This window comes from Spongiactinospora gelatinilytica, from assembly GCF_003236385.1.
GTDB lineage: Bacteria > Actinomycetota > Actinomycetes > Streptosporangiales > Streptosporangiaceae > Spongiactinospora > Spongiactinospora gelatinilytica.
In genome coordinates this window covers 1-6938 of the sequence record NZ_POUA01000394.1, presented here as the reverse complement: position 1 = coordinate 6938, position 6938 = coordinate 1, and the positions used below count along the sequence as shown (strand labels likewise).

Genomic DNA, 6938 nt, shown 5'->3' with positions numbered 1-6938 from the left:
AGATGTGTATAAGAGTCAGCCGCCATTGAGGTCGGCCGCGACGTCACCCCGCACTTACAGAACCAGCCGCAGTACGCGCACGGGGAACTCATCGCCCGGGTTTCCCCACTATATGCCTATCTTGGCATGCACCCCGTCAAGCCCCGGCATCCCGTACGAGGCACCGCGGGCCGGCGCCTGACGCTGAACCCGGTGTACGCGTACAGTACCGAGCGCAGCGCGAAGAACGCGGCCGCCTACCGGCTGGGTATGACGATGACCGAGTGGGCCTGCCGCTCACTGCTGGGCCTCAGTCAGACCGAGCATCTCGAACTCGGTGGCCCGATCCCCGCGCTGCTCAACACGTTCAAGAACCCGAAGAATAGGCTGCCCGACCTGTGGGGGCGGCACCAGGCAGAGGGCCTGTACTGGCTGATCGAGGCCAAGGGGGGTGATGTGGGCCTCAGCACGCTCCGCAAGGGGTGGGAGCAACTGGCAGCTGGCAGCAAGATTCTCGGCTCGTACGCCCACCGCACCCTCCTGGTTGGAGCGTCCGTGCGGCCCGGAGACGACCTCTTTCTCACCATCGACCACGACCTACACCTTGGACAGCCGCCGCTCGCCCCAGCCGGATTCGGCATCGACGACGAGTCAGCGGTCCGGCCAGGCACCCTCGAAGACCATCTCGGCGACAGCGACGACGCCCTCATCGGCGCGGCGCGCGCCCAAATGCTTACCTACCTGGCGCTACGCTCCGCTCCTGCCTCACAACTGCGCACCGTGCTCATTCCCGCCGACCGGGCGTCGCGCCATCGGCGCTCCGGGCTGACCACGCCCCTGGAAGACGACGACCTCACCCGCGCCATGCGGGCTGAGGCCCGCGGAGCAGCGAACTACTACACCGACCGGTACACCCTGCGTGCCAGGATTCGTTCCATGGGCCTCGACGACTTCCTCACCTGCCGCATCCTCGGAACTGAGGTTCACCTCGGCATGTCTCGGAAGCTGTTCGCCGCCTGTGAGCGCCTCCACGAGGAGGACCTCGCGATTGCCCAGCGCACCCCGGAGCTGCGCGCCGAGGACCGGCTGGCCGATGATCCGGAACTCGGTGACGACGCCCAGGAAGAACAGCGACTTACCCAGCGGCGGATCTTCCGCGAGCGGCAGGAGGAAGCTCGCCCCCGGCTGCGCTCCCTGCTCCGCCACGCTTATGCTCGGGGAGGGACAAGCGACTGGAGTGATCTGTTGCGCCGTCCTGAGGAGCCAGAACTAGATCTGGCAGGCGACGAGGGGCTCCTCGAGGCGGCGACGCCGGAGACGTACCTGGCCGTCAGCCGCTACAACCTGCCCCCAGCAGGCGCCTAGCTTTAGGGCTCGCATTCGATCAGGGTGACCTCGAGTCATGTGTCCCAAGTACGGGGAAGCTCCGGGCGAGGCGGTTGGCGCTGTCGCGCTGGGTCCCGACCGGGCCACCAGGGCGCCGAGGACATTAAGGCCATGATGGCCGAATACACCTCCACTGGAACCGCCCTGCCGATGCTGGAAGATTACGACATCGCCGAGCGGACCGCCGACGGCTGGTCGCCCGACGACTCGCTTGTCACGGGGGCAACCGGAGCGCAGCCAGGCGAGCCGGATACAGCCAGTTCTGGTCTCGATGGATGCCGAAAATGCGGGGTCCGCTGGAGTAGGCCGTCGCCGTGGTGGGAGTGGAGAAGGTCTTCGCCCGCGACGCCGCCGGGAGCCGAGCCGCCGACGGCTCAGATATCCTCCCTCGGAGTCTGCCGCTGCACCGGGCCTCAGGCCGTCGTCTGGTCGGGATCGTGCGCACCATAGGGCAGCAACCGCTCAATGACCCCACGCTGAGCACCGCTGCACGGCTCTCTGGGGACACAAGTCACACGTTCGCGATCCGCGACTTGGTGTGAATCGCCCCGGGTTCGGTGGAGACTTGATCTCTTGAGAGGATCGAGTCCATGCCAGGTAAGTCTCCCTATCCCGCCGAGCTGCGCCGCCGGGCGGTACGGATGGTCACCGAAGTGCGACCGGATTACCCGACCGAGTGGGCCACGATCAACGCGGTGGCGACCAAGCTCGGCATCGGCACCGCGGAGACACTGCGCACCTGGGTCCGCCAGGCCCAGATCGATGAGGGCAGCCGGCCGGGCCGCACCAGCGACGAGTCGGCCGAATTGAAGCGGCTGCGCCGGGAGAACGCCGAACTCCGGCGCGCCAACGAGATCCTGAAGGCCGCGTCGGCTTTCTTCGCGGCCGAGCTCGACCGGCCGCACACGCACTCGTGAGCTTCATCGACCAGCACGCCGGCGTGTTCGGTGTCGAGCCGATCTGCCATGTCCTGACCGAGCACGGCCGCCCCATCTCCACCAGCACCTACTACGCCGCCAAGAACCGTCCGCCCTCTGCCCGCGCCCGGCGCGACGCGGAACTGGACGAGCACATCGCGCGCGTCCACGCCGCCAATTACGGCGTCTACGGCGCCCGCAAGGTCTGGCAGCAACTGCAGCGCGAGGGGCACCGGGTGGCCCGCTGCACCGTCGAGCGGCGCATGCGCGCCCTGGGCCTGCAAGGCGCCCGGCGCGGCAAGAAGATCCGCACCACCACCTCCGATCCAGGACACGAGCGCGCGAGCGACCGGCTGCGGCGCGACTTCACCGCCCAGCGGCCGAACGCCGCCTGGGTGGCCGACTTCACCCACGTTTCCGCCTGGTGCGGGGTGGTCTACGTCGCGTTCGTCGTCAACATCTACTCTCGGGCGATCGTCGGCTGGGCCGCCTCGCTCACCAAACAGACCGGCCTGGTGCTGGACGCCCTGGACATGGCCCTGTGGCGGCGAGAGCGCACCGGCCACCCGGTCGGGCCGGGACTGATTCATCACTCGGACGCCGGCAGTCAATACACGTCTTTCCGGTTCACCACCCATCTGCTGACGGCCGGCATCGACGCCTCCATCGGCACGGTCGGCGACGCGCTCGACAACGCCCTGATGGAATCGCAGATCGGCCTGTTCAAGACCGAGCTGATCAAGCCCGGTGGCCCGTGGCACAGCCTTGCCGACGTGGAACTGGCCACCGCCGAATGGGTGGCCTGGTTCAACACCACCCGCCTGCACTCGGCCATCGGACACCTCCCGCCCGAGGAGTTCGAGGCGATCTACTACGCTCAACACCACTCCAACGAAGTCCTAGCAATCAACCGCTGAGGTCTCCATCAAACCCGGGGCGGTTCAGTGCACCTCATTAGCGTCGATGCGGTCGCGGGCATGGGAAGGCCAAGTCCTTGTGGGTGCTTCTGTGCCGAACTCGCGCAGGAACTCCGCCCAGTGTGGCGAACGCGCCAACTGCGGGGACCGGTCCCCATACAATCGACATCGAATTGGACTGTGGGCCATAAGGCTTTAAGACCAATGAGGTGCCGCAATTGTGACGACGTGGACGCAGGAACTGCTCGACGAGGCGCACTCACTGACGCAGGCGAGCAATTACCGGTCAGCTCTGAGCAAGCTGCTGGTGATCCTTGACGTTTATCCGGATCAGCCGGAGGCCCTGAAGCTGGCCAGTAGCCTGGTCCGCCTTGGTTCCGGGCGCATAACGGATGCGGGGCCCGACGAGGCGCTGGAACCGCAGCACCTATTCGACAACCGTCTCAACCCGATCTTCTGCGCATGCGATGCACCAGGGTGCGAAGCTTCCTGGGTGAGCGCTTACCACATGTTGGAGGGCTCTGCTGGGGCGCTGATCCGCAATCCGCTTGGTGCTCGTTGCGAGTCCTGCGAGGTCACCCTCTGCCGGAGGCATCTGCCAGCCGAGAGGTCCGACGGTGTCCTCAACTGCGCGCGCTGCGGCCGTCCACTGGACGCGGCACCTCCACCGAACGGCCGGCAGCGAACCAACCAGACCCCACACCTGAACAAGCGACTGGTGCACGTGATTGTGCTGGTGGAGGGAAGGCGGCCACCGTCGGTTGAGTTTATGGCCGGGTTGTGCAAAAACGTCATGCCTGACGTGTTCGAGGATAGCCCTCGCATCAACGGCTGCAATAAGCGGAAGTTCAAGGGAGACGGATACGACCTCGGCCTGATGTTCGGGCTAGTGGCGGACGAGGCATACCGCACAGACAACTATGACATCCAGATCTATCCCGGCCGGCAGGCCGGATGGCGGGGACAGCGTTGGGTGATCGTCAAGATCTTCGAGAACCGGCCTAAGCATGTCGATCCGGACAACCCCGCAACGCGCGATTGACCGGAGCACACCACTAGGTCGTGTCTTCAAAGTGATCTAGGGATGGGATCATCTCTGGCGTGGTCCGGTGTCATGAGCTGACCGATGAGGACTGGGAGAAGCTGCAGCGGTTTCTCCCATCGGGGCGGATGGACCGCTCGGTGTTTGCTCGCGCGTTCGCGATACGGCATGGCGGGAATGGTCACGGCCGGACATTCCGGCGGGTGTCATAGTGGCTGAAATCGTAGAGTGCGGCATGTACCGACATGGCGCGGCAGCGATCAAGGGCGCTTTTAATCTGTAGGTTCAGGGTTCGAGCCCCTGGCGCCCCACCACTCACACCCCATCTGACCTGCGCATCCTCGCCAGAGGAGCGCCTGCGGCGAGAAGTTGATCTCGCATGGCCGCTCGCGGGCTGCTCTTGGGCACGGCCCGGGCACACGGTAGATCGTTAAGTCGCCGTGCATCGCGTCGGAGTCGCGTGCAGGTCAAGCGACGTCGCTGCCGTGGCCGGGGTTCGGCGAGGTCGTTCAATTGTGCCCCGCAGTCCCGTAAGCCGGCGGTAAGGCCGTGCTCCACGGGCGGCGTTCGTCCAATGGGGCCAGGGGTTCCGTTTCGATCCCAGGTCAGCTAGCGGGCCCGGCGAGTGACCTCTCTCAGGTTCGTAACGAGTCTTCATGGTAGTGCAGTTTGTTGCGGCGGGCCTTGCTCAGTGCCCGGCCGAGCTTGCACAAGCGGGCCGACAGCAGCATCAGCTGTCTCCTCTACGTGCCGTCAGGCGGTGGCGGTTGAATCGCCGAACCGGCACCGACCATGTGGTAGGTCTCGCCTCTGCGTAGATAGGCCCGGCCAGCGCGGTTTATCTACCGGGTGAGTCACCGCCAGGGCAAGCGGATCGCCTCGCGGTGCCCGCCAGCGATGTGGTTGAAGGTGCCGGAGGTCCAATCGACGGCGGTACGTTAGAACAGCATGCGGGGCCCCTGGCCTGAGGGATGTGGTGTGGTGATCGATCGGCTACCAGGGGTTTCTCTAGGGTGTCGGGTCTCTGTCGGACCCACGATCTTGCTGCGACCAGCCGGGCCCTCCGGAGATGAATAGGGTCCACTGCTTCACTACCGCGTGGGAGAAGGGTGATCCGGCAGAGGGCGACACGTGGCACTCGTTCCCTCCTGCGGGCGAATACGACGAGCCGCAACGAAACAACGCATCCTAGGATATCGCCATGGACCTGCCTACCTTCTCGGACCTCGACGACGCAGAGTTCGAGAACTTTTGTCAAGACCTGCTGAGCAGGCTGGGTTTTCAGTACATTAATTGGCGCAAAGGCGCTATCCGTGGAGTGAATGCAGGCGACGATGGGCGGGACATTGAAGCGCTCTACCCTCGCGTGGATCCGGACGGAAATATTTTTTTCGAGCGCTGGTTCATTGAGTGTAAGCACCATGCGAAAGCGGTGTCCGCGGGGCATCTGAACGATTTGCTGGGGGCAGCGCAAGCTAACGGCGTGGATGTTGCCCTGTTCATGGTCAGCGGTTATCTGTCCAACAGTGCTAAGAATCGTCTCGAGCAGTACAACCGGAGCAATAGGCCCGCCTTCCGAATCAAATATTGGGAGGGCCATGATCTGCATGCCCTACTTCAGCGCTCTCACAATGTGGGCAACACGATGGCCACACAATCAACCCCGGAGACTCGTTTCATCGAAGCACTCACCCGCCTCAACCACGAGAACGCGAACGTGCGAGCTGGAGCATTGTCCCTGTTGGAGAGCGTCGGCGACACCACCCCGGAGTGGCGACAGCGGGTGATCGGCAGGGTCTGCCACTATCTACGTCACGGTCACGATGGACGCATCGACGACGACACTCGAAAAGTCGCGCAGAAAATCCTCACCGACCATCTCTCTCCCGGCGGCGAGGGCCAGTTCTGGAGTGACATCCGACTGGAGTTGGCCGGAGCCCATCTGGTCAATCTGGACCTCACCGGGGCCGAGGTCCTGAGTGCCGACTTTACTGGGTGTCGCTTCTCCGGCTATACGCGCTTCAATAGAGTCCGCTTCGGCGACGAGGCCATATACAACGAATCAACCTTCGAAGAAGATGTCGATTTTCACGGGGTTGAATTTGCAGGCCCTGCCGCTTTTGAGCGATGCGCCTTCCGGGACCACGCCTCCTTCGCTTATGCCCGCTTCCAATCGGTGGCCGACTTCAGCTACGCCGCCTTCTCGCATGTCGCCGGGTTCAGTGGCACCACATTCGACAACCAAGCCATCTTTCTTTATACTGTCTTCAAGCGAGATGCCCTTTTTCCTAATGTCCATGTTCACAGCGATGCCATTTTTGCGGGGGTACGCTTCGAGGCAGAAGCTTGCTTCGAGTTGGCGAGGTTTGACGCCGTGGTCAATTTCGCCAATTGCCATGTGGGGATTGATATGGACTTCTCGGTCGAACTGGACGGTCTCTACTCGCCCACGCTACCGCCCGGGTTCCGGTTGATTCGAGATGGGTTCCTGCAGGCCGCAGTCGTCAAGGAGTAGCCTCACCGTGGTAGGTGAGCAAATGTCAATGTGTCCCGCTGGTCTTGGCGAAGCGCTCCGCCAAGACCGCGCGGTTGACCGGGCGGTCAGTACCCGGCGTCGGTGTCACTACCCGCAACTTGCAACCGCTGCGGTCCTTCCCTGCGGCTTGGTCGTGTGATCCGCCCGGCGTGGGCTGGGGG

At 64.0% G+C, this 6938-nt stretch carries 4 protein-coding genes; all 4 read left to right on the top strand.

Going from position 1 to position 6938, the window contains the following annotated elements; all coding sequences use genetic code 11:
• The first annotated feature begins 126 nt into the window (after nucleotides 1–126).
• The 4 genes from C1I98_RS32725 to C1I98_RS32710 all read left to right on the top strand — a co-directional run bounded on the left by C1I98_RS32725 (nucleotide 127) and on the right by C1I98_RS32710 (nucleotide 6756).
• On the top strand, nucleotides 127–1344 hold the full coding sequence (locus tag C1I98_RS32725) for a hypothetical protein (protein ID WP_233508387.1): 1218 nt from the start codon (nucleotides 127–129) through the stop codon (nucleotides 1342–1344).
• A 611-nt stretch (nucleotides 1345–1955) separates the two neighbouring features.
• Nucleotides 1956–3199, top strand: a protein-coding gene (locus tag C1I98_RS32720; protein ID WP_111171217.1) for an IS3 family transposase whose coding sequence is annotated in 2 segments (ribosomal slippage) — nucleotides 1956–2238 and nucleotides 2238–3199 — 1245 coding nt in all. Because the reading frame shifts where the segments join, the coding sequence is not laid out codon by codon here.
• Between the two features lie 220 nt (nucleotides 3200–3419).
• Nucleotides 3420–4241 (top strand): hypothetical protein, encoded by an 822-nt coding sequence (locus C1I98_RS40835; protein WP_146607779.1) that lies wholly within the window; start codon nucleotides 3420–3422, stop codon nucleotides 4239–4241.
• Between the two features lie 1201 nt (nucleotides 4242–5442).
• On the top strand, nucleotides 5443–6756 hold the full coding sequence (locus C1I98_RS32710) for a pentapeptide repeat-containing protein (protein WP_111171215.1): 1314 nt from the start codon (nucleotides 5443–5445) through the stop codon (nucleotides 6754–6756).
• The last annotated feature ends 182 nt before the right edge of the window (nucleotides 6757–6938 follow it).

Coding starts and splice junctions, on each gene's coding strand:
- C1I98_RS32725 (WP_233508387.1), top strand. CDS start 127: ATGCACCCCGTCAAGCCCCGGCATCCCGTACGAGGCACCGCGGGCCGG.
- C1I98_RS32710 (WP_111171215.1), top strand. CDS start 5,443: ATGGACCTGCCTACCTTCTCGGACCTCGACGACGCAGAGTTCGAGAAC.